This window comes from [Bacillus] selenitireducens MLS10 (assembly GCF_000093085.1).
In the GTDB taxonomy this organism is placed as follows: Bacteria; Bacillota; Bacilli; order Bacillales; family Salisediminibacteriaceae; genus Salisediminibacterium; species Salisediminibacterium selenitireducens.
In genome coordinates, this window is record NC_014219.1 from 806,697 (window position 1) to 822,344 (window position 15,648).

At 52.2% G+C, this 15,648-nt stretch carries 9 protein-coding genes and 1 riboswitch; of the genes, 7 read left to right on the plus strand and 2 right to left on the minus strand.

From position 1 onward, the window contains the following. Positions 1–8 precede the first annotated feature (8 nt). Positions 9–404 (minus strand): (deoxy)nucleoside triphosphate pyrophosphohydrolase, encoded by a 396-nt coding sequence (locus BSEL_RS03860; protein ID WP_013171693.1) that lies wholly within the window; start codon positions 402–404, stop codon positions 9–11. A 287-nt stretch (positions 405–691) separates the two neighbouring features. After that, on the minus strand, positions 692–970 hold the full coding sequence (locus BSEL_RS16925; RefSeq protein WP_013171694.1) for a DUF1648 domain-containing protein: 279 nt from the start codon (positions 968–970) through the stop codon (positions 692–694). Positions 971–1,246: 276 nt separating this feature from the next. Further along, positions 1,247–1,329: riboswitch (cyclic di-GMP riboswitch) on the plus strand. A gap of 113 nt (positions 1,330–1,442) precedes the next feature. Here BSEL_RS16925 and BSEL_RS03870 point away from each other — a divergent pair. The 7 genes from BSEL_RS03870 to BSEL_RS03900 all read left to right on the plus strand — a co-directional run bounded on the left by BSEL_RS03870 (position 1,443) and on the right by BSEL_RS03900 (position 15,526). Next, on the plus strand, positions 1,443–3,521 hold the full coding sequence (locus BSEL_RS03870) for a methyl-accepting chemotaxis protein (protein WP_013171695.1): 2,079 nt from the start codon (positions 1,443–1,445) through the stop codon (positions 3,519–3,521). A 118-nt stretch (positions 3,522–3,639) separates the two neighbouring features. After that, a complete protein-coding gene (locus tag BSEL_RS03875; RefSeq protein ID WP_013171696.1) occupies positions 3,640–6,045 on the plus strand; it encodes a bifunctional diguanylate cyclase/phosphodiesterase in 2,406 nt (801 codons plus the stop codon). Between the two features lie 136 nt (positions 6,046–6,181). Continuing rightward, positions 6,182–8,848, plus strand: a complete 2,667-nt coding sequence (locus tag BSEL_RS03880) for a sensor domain-containing diguanylate cyclase/phosphohydrolase (RefSeq protein ID WP_013171697.1) — start codon at positions 6,182–6,184, stop codon at positions 8,846–8,848. A 206-nt stretch (positions 8,849–9,054) separates the two neighbouring features. Continuing rightward, positions 9,055–9,765: a heptaprenylglyceryl phosphate synthase gene (gene pcrB / locus BSEL_RS03885; RefSeq protein WP_041582246.1), complete on the plus strand. Its 711-nt coding sequence runs from the start codon at positions 9,055–9,057 to the stop codon at positions 9,763–9,765. A 163-nt stretch (positions 9,766–9,928) separates the two neighbouring features. After that, entirely contained in the window at positions 9,929–12,169 is a 2,241-nt protein-coding gene (gene pcrA / locus BSEL_RS03890; protein ID WP_041582247.1) for a DNA helicase PcrA, read from the plus strand. Positions 12,170–12,185: 16 nt separating this feature from the next. After that, positions 12,186–14,192: an NAD-dependent DNA ligase LigA gene (gene ligA / locus BSEL_RS03895; protein WP_013171700.1), complete on the plus strand. Its 2,007-nt coding sequence runs from the start codon at positions 12,186–12,188 to the stop codon at positions 14,190–14,192. A gap of 95 nt (positions 14,193–14,287) precedes the next feature. Continuing rightward, positions 14,288–15,526 carry a CamS family sex pheromone protein gene (locus BSEL_RS03900; RefSeq protein WP_013171701.1) on the plus strand — a complete coding sequence of 413 codons (1,239 nt, stop codon included), beginning with the start codon at positions 14,288–14,290 and terminating at the stop codon, positions 15,524–15,526. Positions 15,527–15,648 lie beyond the last annotated feature (122 nt).

A 15,648-nucleotide genomic window follows, 5' to 3' on the forward strand; every position in this document is an offset into this window, starting at 1 on the left:
ACCTCAGGCTAGACTTTTTCTATTAGGGCTTCAACGGCAGGAATATCTGCAGGGGCCCATTTTAAAGAATCTAAGTTGTCTTTTTTGAGCCACATCAATTTTGCATGCTCTTTTGGTTCTGGTGATCCTTCAACGATCGTCGCAGTGACGCAGATGAGTTCGATTATGAAGGTGTCATACTCATGTACATGTGTATGAAAAATCGAGCCAGCTTGAATTTTGCAGCCTAGTTCTTCATTGATTTCTCGTTCGAGGGCTTCATGAATCCGTTCATTGGTTTCAATTTTACCGCCAGGGAACTCCCACATATTCGGTATGGCCATATCTGTTGAACGGAGCGCACATAAGATTTCTTGATCATCGTTTTCAATAATAGCGCCAACGACTTTCACTTGTTTCTTCATGAATGAGGGACATCCTTTCTTTTCTCAAATTCATTAAACGAACAGCTATCAAAAGCTTACCCCAACCTCACCAGCTTCACAACAGCTATCACAATCGGAATACCTGTTCCAAACAGGGTAACGGGCTGGATAAAGGCACTGAGTGCATGCGTGCGGCCGAGGCTGATCAGAATACTGTTTAACAGGATCAGCGCAAACAGAATCAGAACGACGGATTTGATGGTCTGGATCAGGGATCTCGAGATGCTGTAGGCTTCTTTGGCGTTTGCCTCTGTAATCGTGATCGGTTAATTATGGATATGAGGAAACCGCTCCATGATATGCATGAACACAAACAGGGCAGCACCGGTGATCCAAAGGGCGACGAGGGTCCAGACAGATCCGAGACGGGTGACGGCTCCGGTGGCATCAAAGTGTGCAGGGATCTGATCGGGAAGGGACGGCCACATGATCAGAAGAAAGAAGCCGCCTGTCACATAAAGCAGAATGCTGAACAGACTCAGGAACTTTAAAAAAGCGGGCTGATGAAGGTCCTGGACCGGGATTTTCGGGCGTGGAGAAGGCATCGTGTTTCGTCCTTTCAGTTTTTGTTTGCAGTCGGTTAATAGTAGTGTACCATTCTGCTTCAGGCACGTGTATCCGGATTTTTCTGGTGGTTCAACCCATTACATAAGACTCTATTTGCTCATTCATTCACGTATAACATAAGTCATGACAGATACATAAAAATGAAATATTTATGAACATATAGACATGCATGTGAATATGCTGTAGGATTAAAACTATCAATACGAAGTCTCTCTGTGGTGTTGATTTGATCCGTCAGAAGAGAGATACATAACTGGATAGATGGGCAAACCTGTTGAAAAGCAGGGACGCAAAGCCAAGGGTCTTCATCATGATGATATGACAGCCGGTTGCACCGAAAGGGCTTGTTTTGTGTTGCAGACAGGCCCTTTTTGCATTCTTTCCCTTTAGTGATGTAATGCAGTGAAGTAGTATTGATACGGATCAAAAAATCAGGGAGGCGGGAGAGAGATGAGAAATCTGAAGATGCGTTATAAGCTGATTGTGATGTTCGTGGTGGCGGGGCTGGTCCCGATGATTGTGCTGGCAGGTCTTCTTTATATGTATGCATCGGATCAGCTTGAAGAAGGGGTATTACGGGCGAACAGCACGTTCTTTACATTGAAGAGCGGGGAGATTAATGAATTCTATCAGGAGCGACAGGGAGATGGCCTTGTGCTTGCAAATACGGCGGATGTCTATGAGGGATTGGACGCGCTCGAAGCGGAAGGGGCGGCGAGTGCTGAATGGCAGGAACAGTACGGGCTGATCGAAGGGCTTTTTGATATTGCCATTCAGGAATACGGGTTCCGTGATATTTTCCTCAGTGACCGTTCGGGGCAAGTGGTATTGGCCTCGGCTTATCAGAATGAGCTCGAGGGAAATAACCTCGGGGATCGCCCTTACATCGAGAGGAGCCTCGGCGGAGAACAGACCTGGTCTGAGCTGTTTTTCTCGGACTTTATTGACGATTATGCCATTGTTCTGTCCACCCCGGTCTATGAGGGCGGGGGACAGGGAACGATTGCCGGCAGTGTGAATATTCTCATTGATCAGACGCAGATGGACCGGATCGTGCATCAGGATATTGAACAGCTCGGTTTGAGCGGGGATGCGTATATTGTGAACCGGGACGGCCTGCTTCTGACAAACACACGCCTTGGGGAATACAGAGAGGATGCGGCGATGGTGGAATCGGTGCAGACGGAGATTACCGATTCGTTAAGGGGATCGATCGAAGCCGTGGAGGAGAGCGCCTTTTTTAGCGGCGTCTACGATGATTACCTGGGGGAAGCGGTGCTTGGAAGCGGTGGGCTCGTCACTGTCGGAGATATGCCAGCGGCACTCATTGTCGAGGTGGATCAGGATGAGGCCCTGGCGTCACTCGGTGTGATGCGGTCGATCACATTCGGTCTGGTGGGCGTCGCCGCCGTGGCTGGGATCGGTCTGGCGTTTTATTTCGCCCTGATGATCAGTCGTCCGCTTACGGCGGTCATGAAGAGGGCCGAACAGATCTCGTCCCTTGATTTGACGGAGAATATGCCGGGGAAGCTGACCGCGCAAAAAGACGAGATCGGGCAGATCTGCAGTGCCCTGCAGGGGATCAGTGAGAGCCTTCGGACGACGATCCGGGAAGTGATGGATTCGTCGGCTCAGGTGTCGTCATCATCGGAGGAACTGACGGCAACGTCCGAGCAGTCGGCGAAAGCCGCAGAAGAAGTGGCGAGGGCCATCGAGGAGATTGCCTCCGGTGCATCGGATCAGGCAAGAAGTGCCGAAACCGGGGCAGGAAAGACCGGGGCGCTTGGCGAAGTGATTGAGAAGGACCAGCAGTATATGCAGGAATTAAACGAGGCCTCAGAGCGAATTAATGAGACGGTTACTGAAGGACTCGATGTGATGGCGGGACTTGCGAAAGCCTCTGAAGAGAGCGGGCATCAGACGAAGCTCGTGCAGGAAGGCATTGAGAAGACGAATCAGAGTGCTGCGGAAATCAGCGAGGCGAGCAAGGTCATTGCGGAAATTGCCGATCAGACCAATCTTCTGGCATTGAATGCCGCGATTGAAGCAGCACGTGCAGGGAATGCAGGGAAAGGCTTCGCCGTAGTGGCCGATGAAATCCGCAAACTTGCCGAGCAGTCCACAGCGTCAACGAGCCGCATTGACGGTATTGTCAACGGCCTTCAGTCCAATGCGTCAGAGGCGGTGGCGATTATGGGGAACGTGAGCAAAGTATTAAACACCCAAACGGAGAAAGTGACGGAATCACGGGCGATGTTTGAGAGGATTGCCGAAGCGATGCAGCTGAACCGTTCACGAATCGAGGCGCTGAACGTCTCCGGAGAAGAGATGGAGCGGATGAAGGGGGATATTCTGGATACGATGCAGCATCTGGCGGCGATTGCCGAAGAGAATGCCGCGTCGTCACAGGAGGTCTCGGCGTCGATGGAAGAACAGACGGCATCGGTCCAGGAAGTCTCGAGTGCCAGTGAAGAGCTTTCTCAGCTTGCGGAGGCTTTGCAGCTTTCGGTCAGCCGCTTTAAACTGTAAATAAATTGGATGGATGAGGGATTTAAGAATAAATGACGAAAACATTCCGAAATAGGGTATACTGTTATTACCAAACTGTTTCGTTCGTCAGGTTTCACAAAGAAAGCAGGTGTATCGTATGCCCAACAGGCATCATGCGAGACAAAGTCCATCGGAAACGGGCAGAGATTACCGGGAATTGTACCAGGAGCTGTTCGAACACCATCATTTGCCGGTATTGATCATCGAACCGGAAACCGGGCTGATCAGGGATGTAAACCAAAAAGCGGTGTCATTCTATCAGTATTCGAAGGATGAGCTGATGAATATGGTCATCAGCGATATCAATATTCTTGACCCGGATACAATCAAGGCGAAGATGTATGCCGCGAAAAAAAACAACACAAACAGTTTTCATTTCAGGCACCGGCTCAAAGACGGAGAGATCCGCGACGTGAAGGTGGACAGTATTCCGGTAGATTTTAACGGGACGCATCTCTTATATTCGCTGATTACGGATATTACCGAGACGCTGGAGAAGGATTCCTTTTTTAAGGCCCTCTTCAATCAGTCGCCCTATGCCATTGCCATTCTCAACAGGGACTACCGGATCAGTGAAGTGAACGGTCACTTTGAGGCGCTGTTCGGCTACGGTCGTGAGGAAGTTCTAGGTCTTTCACCGGAATTTGTCATCTATCCGCTGGATGATGAGAGTTCCATGCAAGACCATATTGATCAGATGGAACGGGGTGTGATTCTCACCAGAGACACCCTTCGCAAACATAAGGACGGTCACCTGATCAATGTGGAGCTGATCGCGCTTCCTGTCTACATCGAATCGCACCTGATTGCGACACTGGCGATCTACGTGGATCAGACGCGGGAAAAAGAACTCGAGGCGCATAATCAGATGCTCGCTTCGGTTCTTGAGAACACAGGTGAAGGTGTTGTGATCACGAATGCAAATTCACAGATCGAATGGATTAACCAGGCATTTTCGACGATAACCGAATATACGGAGCAGGAACTGATCGGGAAAAACCCGAGACTGTTGAAGTCCGGACAGCACAATGCGGCCTTTTACCATTCGATGTGGCATGATCTGACGACGTATGGCAAGTGGACTGGGGAAATATGGAATCGACGAAAGAACGGGGATGTGTATCCGGAGTGGCTGAAGATCTTCGCTTTGAAGGATGAAGAAGGTGAGCCTTACCGTTACGTCGGGATTGTCACGGATATGAGCGAAGTGCGGGCAAGGGAAGAACGGATTGATTCCCTGATCAACCAGGACAAACTGACGGGTCTGTACAACCGTTACTATGTGATGCGGGAGCTTGAACAGGACCTGATCGCAGCGGAACGTTACAACCAGACCGCGACGATTCTTTTCGGCGATATCGATGCCTTTAAGAGCATCAATGAAAATCTCGGACACGCTGCAGGAGATGAACTTCTCCGGCAGATGGCGGATCTCTTGCAGGAGGTCTTTGCCAAGGCACTTGTCGCAAGGTTAAGCAGTGATGAGTTTGCCATCGTCTTCCCCCGGGGGACCGATGACTTTGAGGTGAGGGAGCGTTTGGGCCTGTTTTTCAATGAACTGAAGAAACCTTTTACGCTTCATAATGAGGATTTCTACATTACCTGCAGTTTCGGCGTGGCACGCTATCCGGATAACGGCCGCGAACGGGATGATCTGATGCTGAATGCGGATATCGCCATGCATCATGCCAAGAAACGTGAAGGGAATACCTTCGACTATTACACGGACGTTCTCGGGAATCAGGTGAAGCGGGAATTCAAGGTCAAGACGGTGATTCAGCGCGCACTCGATGAGAATTTGTTCCATCTCCATTACCAGCCGACGCTGTCGGTTCAGGACGGTGTGATTGTGGGTGCGGAAGTGCTCCTTCGTCTCGACGATCCGGAAGAAGGACGGGTGTCACCAGGGGAGTTCATCCCCGTGGCGGAGAAGTTCGGCTTCATTTACAGCATCGGAGACTGGGTGCTGCGTAATGCGTGCAAAGAAGCACTCGGGACAGACGCATACAGGGACGGAAACCTGTTTCTTGCGGTGAATGTCTCTGTCCAGCAGCTTGAGAATGAAGCATTCCCGGAACAGGTGGACGCCATTCTTGAGGAAACCGGATTTCCCGCAGAGAGGCTCGTGTTCGAAGTGACGGAAGAGACGTCCATCAGTGATTCGGACCTTGTCAGCGGTACACTGAATGCTCTGATTGAGATGGGTATTCAGGTCGCGATCGATGATTTCGGGACGGGTTATTCATCCCTTGGGAAGATCCATCAGCTGAATATGCATCAGCTGAAGATCGATCAGTCTTTTATCCGGGATATCGAGAAGACGACGGATATCGTTCATGCAATTATCGCCATGGGGAAGAGCCTCAGGCTGAACGTCGTGGCAGAAGGTGTCGAGACAGAAGAGCAGCTGGCGTTTCTTAAAGAAGCGGGCTGTGACTTTGCCCAGGGCTTCTATCTCCACAGGCCGATGCCGTTTGCGGATTACCGGCAGTTAATCGAATAAATGCAGCCATCCTTCAATTTGGAGGATGGCTTTTTTGGTAGCTAAATGTGAAATATTAGAGGGGATATTGAAAGGGTGGAATGAGTAGATTATAATAAGTCTAATATATATCGGTTATACATGGGAGGGTAAAAAGGTGGACATCGGTCTTAACAGGAAACAGGATCAAAACCAGAAAGATGATCATGAGCTTCTTGACTGGCTAATGCAGATGAGTCAGTCATTCAGTACGACCAATGCTCTTGAGCGACAGGTGATGCTCTCCTTGACGAGCTATTTGCACACCCTCGAAAGTGTCCTCGATCCAAAGGGCATCCTGGTGGCTTTTCACCGGGAAGGACAGGAGCTTGTGATCGACGTGTTTTCAGATCGCCAAATGGAAGCTGATGACGCGGAACAGGCGAGGCGTATCTTCTCGGCAATCCCCCATACAGATTGTAAGGAAGAGGGTTTTATGACCATCCCTGCCATCCCTGCCGGATCCGGTGAAGATGATCGTGACTGGGGAACGGTATTCGATCTGAAGGCACCGGACGGGGAACGGGTTTGTGTGTTCATCATCATGTCCGATAAAAGTCCCGCACTCGAACCTGCACACTGGAAAATGATTCGGGGACACTATCATCTGATGAGTGCGATGCAGACGCTTCAGAAAGATGCGCAAAAAAAGGCTGATCAGCTTGAGCGTTATTTTAACAACAGCCTAGATTTGCTTTGCATTGTCAGTGAAGAAGGCGTGTTTGAACTGGTGAATCCGGAGTGGACATCGCTTCTCGGCTATGAGAAACAGGATGTGATCGGTCGGAACATTACTGAGCTGATTCATCCGAATGATATGGAACGCACGATCAATGCGATCGAAAAGCTCAGACTTGGCGAACCGGTTGAGTATTTTTTGAACCGGTACCAAAAGCGCGACGGTCAGTACATTGTCCTGGAGTGGCGTGCTCAGTTTACCGGGGATCGGATCATTGGCGTGGCCCGGGATGTGACGAAGCGCCTGGAGCTCGAGCGAGAGGTGAACCGTGCCTATGAACAGTTCAGGAATTTTACAAGCCAGGTGCCGGGCGCTGTGTACCAGTATCAGCTGAATCCGGACGGCTCGGGTTTTTTTCCGATGGCAAGTGACGGCATTTGGGATGTATATGAGGTGACGCCGGAAGAGGCGGGCAAGTCCGCGGATAAAGTCATATCCCGCGTCATAGAGACGGACAGAGAACGGGTCGTACAAGGGATTGTACAATCTGCCGAGACCCTTGAAAATTGGGAAGACCGCTACAGGGTCTATCTGCCTTCAAGAGGCGTCAGATGGCTCGAGGGGTATGCCAGCCCGGAACAACTGGCTGATGGCGGGGTGTTCTGGCACGGGTACATTCGCGACGTCACGAAGATGCATCGGGCGGAACAGGAACTGAAAGCAGGAAAAGAATTTGTGGAAGCCACGCTGATGGCGCTTGCCGAAGGAGTTATTCGTCTTGACGGTCATGGCGTGATCAATTATGCAAACCATGCCATGACTGAAATGACGGGCTATGAAGCATCGGAATTGATCGGCAAGCGTTTTGACGAGGCCTTTTATCTTCTGGCAGAGAAACAGGAGGGACGATTGGAGATTCCGATCGAACAGCTGATGGGAGATCACGACTGCCTGTTTTGTGAACAGGACCTGGTTCTCGTTCATAAATTCGGTGAGCATCTGGGCGTTGAGATCACATCGAGAACGTTGCCCGTAAGCAATGATCAGGGCGCCGTGCTGGTCATTAATAATGTGACCGAACAGCGTAAACAAACTCGTGAGCTGATGCAACAAACGTTTAGGGATGCGCTCACCCTGCTGTATAACCGTCGGTTTTTCGAAGAAGAGATGACCCGCATGGATACCGGCCGGAACTATCCATTCTCGGTGATGTATCTTGACGTAAACGGTCTTAAAATGGTGAATGACGTCTTTGGGCATAAATCCGGTGATGAGCTCTTATTGACGGTATCCGGGGTATTGCAAGATGTATGCCGCAGCGATGACATCATCGCGAGAATCGGCGGCGATGAATTTGCCGTGCTGTTACCGAAAACAGACCGCCAAGCCGCAGCGCGTCTTCAGATCAGAATCGAAGGGGCTCTGAAGAAGAAGACATGCTCAGGGCTGCCGGTCTCGGTGGCGATGGGTACATCGGAACGGGTTTCCGCCGATGAGTCGATTTGGCTTTGGCTCGAGGAAGCAGAGCGGGCGATGTATAAACAGAAAGCGGACAACCGGTCCCGGTTTGAAGAAGAGGTCTTTGATGCATTGACAAACCGCTTATTTTCGGAATATGAAGGGGAGCGGGGTCACGCCGAGCGGACAGCCTCTCTGAGCCGGCGGATTGCCAACAGGATGGGTCTTTCGAGGGATACCGTTCATGCCATTGAGGAAGCCGCTTATTATCATGATATCGGGAAGGTCATTCTCCCGCCGGCTCTCTTAACCGAGGTGCGCAAGCTTGCTGAAGAGGAGTGGGAAGGCATTCACCGTCACCCGGAAGCGGGGTATTACCTGCTCATGAATCTGTCATCGTTCAGGCATCTCGCCCCTTTTGTTTATGCGCATCATGAAAACCTGGACGGAAGCGGCTATCCAAGAGGGCTAAGTGGGGAAGAGATCCCCATCGAAGCGCAGATTATTCAGGCGGCCGAGATCTATGACTATATGAAGTACCGCTCTGTCGAGAAACGCGAACCGTTTCATATACGGGATATTGTGAGCCGCCTTGGCGGCAAACGTGTTCAAAAAGCAGTTGCTGAGGCTCTTTTGTCTGTCATTTAAGCATGGAGACCGTTCCCTGACCTCAAGGGAGCGGTCTTTTCGTCCTGTATTGTAACCACTGTTGTTTCACGTCTTCTGTGGCGAAGGAGACCCTGTATTTGATATACTGATTCATGACCACCAGAAAAAGCATACCGGCTTTCTGACATGCTGTGTAAGGAAGCCGTGTTTTTCAATGAGAAAAAAAGGAGCTATTTAAAATTATGATGAAATCCTACCATGAATGGCGGCATGTGTTTAAACTCGATCCCGCCAAAGCGCTTTCCGATGAAGATCTTGAAGCCGTCTGTGAATCGGGGACGGACGCGGTGATCATCGGGGGAAGCACCGATGTCACGGACGAGAATACATTGGAGATGCTGATGCGTGTCCGCCGCTACAGCGTCGCGGCAGCCCTTGAAGTCAGCACCATTTCGTCGGTCGTGCCGGGCTTTGATTACTATTTGATTCCGTCGGTGCTGAATACCCGGCAGGTGACGTTTTTGAACGGTCTGCATCACCGGGCCTTAAAGCAATTCGGACATATGATGCACATGGAAGAAGTCCTCTCGGAAGGATACTGCGTGCTGAACCCGGATTCCTCGGTGGCGCAGGTGTCGGATGCGGATACGGACCTCGATGAAGAGGACATCGTGGCCTATGCGCGCATGACGGATCAGCTCTTCCATATGCCGATCTTCTATATGGAATACAGCGGGGTCTACGGCGATCCGAAGACGGTTTCCGCGGTGAATGATGTCCTCGGGAAATCCCAGCTCTTCTACGGCGGCGGCATTGAGAGGCCTGAGCAGGCGGCGGAGATGGCGGCTTATGCAGATACCGTCGTCGTCGGGAATGTGATCTATGACAATCTGAAACAGGCGCTTGCCACGGTCAAAGCGGTCAAAGAAGCGAACGGACAGACTCACCAGGCCTGAATCGGCAACAGGACAACCGGTCGCAGTCGGAGTGCGGCATTTTTGCTGCCTCCGATCCTTTGTGTAAGGGGCGAAAACCCGGATGAATGCAGGAAAAAAGCTGTACAGATTGATGTGCGGACGCTACACTGAAAGAAAGAACAAATGTTTGGATGGTGATACGATGCATGCAATGACGGAAGGATTAAACAAGGAACAGCAGGAAGCGGTGGTGCATAACGAGGGACCGCTGTTGATCATGGCCGGTGCAGGCAGTGGCAAGACCCGCGTACTGACGAACCGGATTGCCTACCTGATCGGAGAGAAAGGGGTCCCGCACTGGTCGATTCTTGCTATTACGTTTACGAATAAGGCGGCCCGGGAGATGAAGGACCGTGTGAAGAAGAATGTGGGGTATGAGGCCGAGGAGATGTGGATTTCCACGTTCCACTCCATGTGCGTGCGGATTTTGCGGCGGGATATTGACCGCATCGGCTATAACCGGAATTTCACCATACTTGATGCGTCGGATCAGCTGACGGTGATCAAGCGGATCATCAAGGAGAAGAACATCGACAAGAAGAAGTTTGATCCCCGGGCCATTCTCGGCATGATCAGCTCGGCGAAGAACGAACTGAAAACGGCCAAAGATTTTGACAAGACGGCGGCGGGTTACTTCGAACAGGTGGCCTCGACGGTATATGAACAGTATGAGCGTGAACTGAAGCGGAATCAGGCCCTTGACTTTGACGATCTGATCATGACGACAATCCGGCTCTTCAACCAGGTGCCGGACGTCCTTGAATACTACCAGCGCCGCTTCCGCTATATCATGGTCGATGAGTACCAGGATACGAACCATGCCCAGTACCGCCTCGTCCGGCTCTTGGCAGACCGTCATAAAAACCTGTGTGTCGTCGGGGATTCGGATCAGTCGATTTACCGCTGGCGCGGCGCGGACATTGCCAATATCCTCTCCTTTGAGAAGGACTATCCCGATGCAAAGGTCATTCTCCTTGAACAGAACTACCGCTCGACAAAGCGGATTCTCGATGCGGCGAACCGGGTGATCAGTCACAATTCCGGACGTAAGGACAAGAATCTCTGGACGAACAACGACGGCGGCGAGAAGATCACGTACTACTCGGCCCGAAATGAGCACGATGAAGCGGCTTTTATCGTCGATGAGATCCAGAAGAAGCTGTCAGGATCTGAGCTGAAAGCGTCGGATATTGCGATTTTGTACCGAACCAACGCCCAGTCCCGTGTCCTTGAGGAACTGTTTGTGAAGTCGAACATGGCGTATACGATCGTCGGCGGAACGAAGTTCTACGACCGTAAAGAAATCAAGGATCTCCTTGCCTACCTGCGACTCGTGGCAAATCCCGATGACGACATCAGCTTCCGCCGGATTGTGAACGTGCCGAAACGGGGCATCGGTCCGACGACGGTGGATAAGCTGCAGGCATATGCGGACCGGAATGATCTGTCTCTCTTTCAGGCCGTGGCCGAGATCGAACAGGTCGGCTTGAGCGCGCGGTTTACGAATATGCTCCGTACGTTTCACGATCAGCTGAGCGGCTGGATTCAGATGCAGGACTACGTCCCGGTTAAGGAGCTCGTCGATGAGCTCCTCGATCAGACGGGATACCGGGAGATGCTTGAGAATGAGAATACGCTCGAATCCGAAGGCCGTCTTGAGAACATCGAGGAATTTCTGACGGTGGCAGGCGAGTTTGAGGAAGCGAGTGACGACAAGACGCTGATTGCGTTCTTGACGGACCTCGCCCTCATTGCTGATATTGACAAGGTGGACGAGGAAGAAGAAGCGGAACATGTGCTGATGATGACGCTGCACTCGGCGAAGGGGCTCGAGTTCCCGGTCGTCTTTCTGGCAGGGCTTGAAGAAGGGGTCTTCCCCCACAGCTGCAGTCTGATGGAAGAAGCGGAGATGGAAGAAGAGCGCCGTCTCGCCTATGTGGGGATTACCCGGGCGGAGAAGGAGTTGTATCTGACACGGGCTTCAATGCGGACGATCTTCGGGAAGACGAATATGAACGCGCCGTCACGTTTTTTGAGTGAGATCCCGGATGAGCTTTTGGCAGAGACGGGATTGAGTCAGGGCAAGACGTCCGCCGCCGACGAACTGCCGTGGATGCAGCCGTCCGGCTCGTCGAATCGTCCCGTGAACCGGCCTGCGCCGGAGCGTGTGAAAAGGAAGACCGTTACTAAGCCGGTGACGACCAATACCGGTGGAGACGGCTTCGCCTGGAACGTCGGCGACAAGGCCGCTCATAAGAAGTGGGGGACCGGCACCGTCGTCAGTACAAAAGGGGAAGGCGAAAACATCGAGCTTGATATCGCTTTTCCGGAGATTGGTGTAAAGCGGCTCGCAGCGAGGTTTGCCCCTATCACAAAAGCATGAGGAGTGAAGTGAACCGATGTCAGAGAATCAGGACGTGCAAAAACGGATCGATACATTAACGGAAACGGTCAATGACTATGCCCATCATTACTACGTGCTTGATCAGCCGAAAGTGCCGGATGCGGAGTATGACCGTCTTCTGCAGGAACTTGAGGAACTCGAAGCGGCTCACCCGGAGCTCAAGCGGAGTGATTCTCCGTCCGAGCGGGTCGGCGGTGAGCCTTTGGATCATTTCAGAAAGGTTCAGCACGATATTCCGATGCTGTCCCTTTCGAACGCCTTTAATGAAGAGGAGCTTCGGGACTTTGACCGGCGGGTCCGCGACGGACTTGGCGTGAATCCGACGTACAGCGTGGAGCTGAAGATCGACGGCCTTGCCATCACGCTCAAATACGAAGCAGGCGAGTTTGTCCTCGGTGCGACCCGGGGTGACGGGACAACAGGGGAGGACATTACCCGGAATCTGAAGACGATTCCTTCCATTCCGTTGAAACTGAAGGAAAGCGTCACCCTTGAAGTGCGGGGAGAGGCATTTATGCCGAAGGCGTCTTTCAACCGGCTCAATGAAGCACGTGAGGAGAAAGGGGAGGCGCTGTTTGCCAATCCGCGAAACGCGGCTGCAGGCTCTCTCAGGCAGCTTGATCCGAAGATCGCGGCCAAGCGGAACCTCGATATGTTCGTCTATTCCGTCGGTCAGATTGAAGGCAAGACGATTGACTCACACACCGAGACCCTTGACTATGTGTCGAAGCTCGGCTTCAAAATCAATCCGGAAGCGAAACACTGTAACGGAATTGAGGAAGTTGTCGACTATGTCAACAGCTGGCTCGACCGCCGCGGCGATCTGGACTATGAGATTGACGGGATTGTCATCAAGGTCGATTCACTCGATCATCAGGAAGAGCTCGGGTTTACGGCGAAGAGTCCGCGCTGGGCGACGGCGTTTAAGTTCCCGGCAGAAGAAGTGGTGACAAAGCTCATTGATATAGAGCTCTCCATCGGACGGACCGGCGTTGTGACACCGACGGCGATCCTCGAACCCGTATCCGTCGCAGGGACGACGGTGCAGCGGGCGTCTCTTCATAATGAGGATCTCATCCGCCAACAGGATGTGAAGATCGGTGACCGGGTGACGATCAAGAAGGCAGGCGACATCATTCCGAAAGTGGTGAACGTACTCACCGAACAGCGTGACGGCAGTGAAGAGGATTTTTCGATGCCCGAACATTGTCCGGCATGTGAATCCGAACTGGTCCGCATCGACGGGGAAGTGGCGCTTCGCTGTGTGAACCCCGAATGTCCGGCACAGATCCGGGAAGGACTGATTCACTTTGCGAGCCGGGATGCGATGAATATTGACGGACTTGGTGAGCGGGTGATTACCCAGCTGCACAGCCGTGAACTCGTCCGAAACGTGGCGGATCTGTACCGTCTTGAGAAAGAAGCGATTATGGCCCTTGAGCGGATGGGGGAGAAGTCGGCGACGAATCTCGTCGAAGCCATTGAAGCAACGAAATCGAACTCCCTCGAGAAGCTGTTGTTCGGCCTCGGGATCCGGTTTGTCGGCTCGAAGGCGGCGAAGACCCTCGCCATGCATTTTGAAACGATGGATGCGCTGATGGAGGCCGACAAAGAAGCACTGATCGCCGTCGATGAGATCGGGGATAAAATGGCCGATTCCATCGTCATGGCCTTTGAACAGCCGGGGATGAAGCATCTGATCGGAGCTTTAAAGGACCTCGGCGTGAATATGACCTACACAGGTCCGAAAAGAATCACAGCGGAAGAAAGCGATTCGCCCCTTGCAGGGAAGACGGTCGTCATCACCGGCTCGATGGAACAGTATTCGCGAAAAGAAGCAAAGACGGAAGTGGAAGCGAGAGGCGGGAAGGTGACGGGAACGGTGTCGAAGAAGACGGATCTCGTCATTGCCGGTGAGAAGGCGGGATCAAAGCTTGATAAAGCCAATGAACTCGGTATCGAAGTCTGGGATGAAGCCCGGTTTATCGACGAACTCTCCTGAAGATTGAGACCATCGGCGACTGGCCGGGTGCGGCGATTTGTGAGAAAATAGCCGGAGTATGGAAATCGGAACAAGGCAGATAGGGGAATGATCGAATGAAGAACGTGATGATGACGGTGACGGGCCTCCTGGTCCTTCTGATGCTCGGGGGCTGTCTCCCTCAGAACGGAGAGGAAGAGGAACAGGAAGTCATCGTGGTGGAAGATACAGAAGAGGGTGAGACCGAGTTCGGCTTCACGCCGACGGTCGACTCAGACGGCGTCTATTTCCGAACGGTCCTTCAGGACGGCGTGTATTTCAGAAGCGATGCCCGGGGGGCTGTGAACGATGCCTTTAATAACCGGGTTGACCTCGATCAGCTCGAAACCGGTCTCATGGAGATCGCATCCGGCTTTTATTCACCGGACGATTTTTATTTGACGGAAGGGCAGCACCTGTCCGGGAACCTCATCAACAGCTGGCTGAACCGGGCGAACCCCCTCGATCAGACGACGGAGAACGACGAGGGGGAAGCGGTGTATGACCCGGGTCCCGGTCTGAATCCGGGTGTGGCTGAAGAAAATCCGGGAAGCGTCGAAGCACAGGCGGATCAGATGAGGGAAGCTCCCCTCATGATTTCGCACATTATGGAACATAATTACTGGACCGGAAGCGGAGAAGACGGTGTTGAACTTGAGGGGATCGTCATCGGGATCGGTCTTCGAGCCGTGTATTATTTCAATACGCGAAACGAAGACGGCACGATCAATTTCTATGAACAGACCCTCGACCGTGAAGAGGTCCAGGCATACGGGCGCGAACAGGCCCAGGTCATTTTGAACCGGTTGCGAAGCGAGAGTTTTGAGAGCATTCCGAATGATGTGCCGATCACATTCGCCCTCTATCAGGAAGAGCCGAGAGGAGCCGTTGCTCCGGGGGGCTTTACGGCGATGACGCATGTGGCGGGCGGTTCCCTGCAAATTGACGGCTGGGAAACGGTGAATGAGCGCTTTGTGGTCTTCCCGTCGGGTGAAGCGAGGAGCTATGACGCCAATCTGGCCAATCAGATGAGCCAGTTCCGTGAAGAGACGGAAGACTTTTTTGACCGGAAGATCGGTGCAGTCGGGACGGCCCGTTACCGGGATGACATTCTTGAAGAGATGACGATTGAACTGAATCTGCAGTCTCACGGTCAGGCAGAGATCATCGCCCTCAGCCAGTTTATTTCAGACCGGCTGGCCGAGCTGATCACCGTACAGGTGCCGGTCAGGGTGTACATTGAGTCCGTGAGCGGCATGGAAGCGATCATTATCCAGCATCCGGACGAAGAACCGTTTATGCATATTCTTCGATAAAGAATCTTTTACCTGCGTTCAGGCGACTCCTGGATGCAGGTTTTTTCTTGTTTCTTTTTGAGGTGTTTTTCCAAAAATAAAGAGCAGAAACACGGTGATACGTTGCCGGGACAAAGGTTCTC

Bases quoted from the DNA above. Each gene is read 5' to 3' on its own strand.
- BSEL_RS03860 (WP_013171693.1), bottom strand. From the start codon at position 404: ATGAAGAAACAAGTGAAAGTCGTTGGCGCTATTATTGAAAACGATGAT.
- BSEL_RS16925 (WP_013171694.1), bottom strand. From the start codon at position 970: ATGCCTTCTCCACGCCCGAAAATCCCGGTCCAGGACCTTCATCAGCCC.
- BSEL_RS03870 (WP_013171695.1), top strand. From the start codon at position 1,443: ATGAGAAATCTGAAGATGCGTTATAAGCTGATTGTGATGTTCGTGGTG.
- BSEL_RS03875 (WP_013171696.1), top strand. From the start codon at position 3,640: ATGCCCAACAGGCATCATGCGAGACAAAGTCCATCGGAAACGGGCAGA.
- pcrB (WP_041582246.1), top strand. From the start codon at position 9,055: ATGAAATCCTACCATGAATGGCGGCATGTGTTTAAACTCGATCCCGCC.
- pcrA (WP_041582247.1), top strand. From the start codon at position 9,929: ATGCATGCAATGACGGAAGGATTAAACAAGGAACAGCAGGAAGCGGTG.
- ligA (WP_013171700.1), top strand. From the start codon at position 12,186: ATGTCAGAGAATCAGGACGTGCAAAAACGGATCGATACATTAACGGAA.
- BSEL_RS03900 (WP_013171701.1), top strand. From the start codon at position 14,288: ATGAAGAACGTGATGATGACGGTGACGGGCCTCCTGGTCCTTCTGATG.